The organism is Apibacter muscae, from assembly GCF_007845595.1.
Classification (GTDB): domain Bacteria; phylum Bacteroidota; class Bacteroidia; order Flavobacteriales; family Weeksellaceae; genus Apibacter; species Apibacter muscae.
Genome location: NZ_SELI01000012.1, coordinates 1 through 569, shown reverse-complemented (window position 1 = coordinate 569; position 569 = coordinate 1). Strand labels below are relative to the sequence as shown.

Annotated in this window: 1 protein-coding gene; it reads right to left on the bottom strand. The window is 37.6% G+C overall.

The window, feature by feature from the left end; all coding sequences use genetic code 11:
- Positions 1-528, bottom strand: a 528-nt coding sequence (locus ETU10_RS00155; RefSeq protein WP_246118396.1) for a CHC2 zinc finger domain-containing protein, incomplete at its 3' end; no start/stop codon positions are given.
- Between the last annotated feature and the right edge of the window lie 41 nt (positions 529-569).

The following is a 569-nucleotide window of genomic DNA, read 5'->3' as shown; positions in this document are numbered from 1 at the left end:
TTGTTTAATGGTTCGCCCATATAAACTTACGATCTTTCCTCTTGCGTCTTTGAGGGGAAACACTATGCAGTTGACTAAGCCTTTGTAAGTTCTGCCGTTGTAGCCGATTTCTAGCTTTTGATAGTCTAGGGCTCTTTGCTGGGTATAGGTTCTGGCGGTTTTGCTTTGTTTGAGATTAGATTTCATCTTGTAAAAGAGTTCTTCTAGTCTGTCTAGGGGGATTTCTTGATATTCTTTGCTTCTTACTATCTTATGGCTTAGATCGGTTAATTGACTGGCTTTTAACAGGGCTTCGTGTTTGGTTAAGTTTTCTTTATACATGATAAAATCAATGACGTCGATTACCTTATTGGATTGTGAGCAATTTCCTGAATAGCATCGAACGGTATGGGTATCGGGAAAGATTTGCATGCTTGGCTTTTTATCGTCGTGGAAGGAGCAACAGCAACTGTTGTTCTTTACTTGGATCTGGTAATATTCCAATACTTGACCTATGGTTAGATTTTGCTTAATGTCTGCTATAGTCATAACTTATTGTTTTGGGGTGACTAAGTTTTTTAAAAATATTT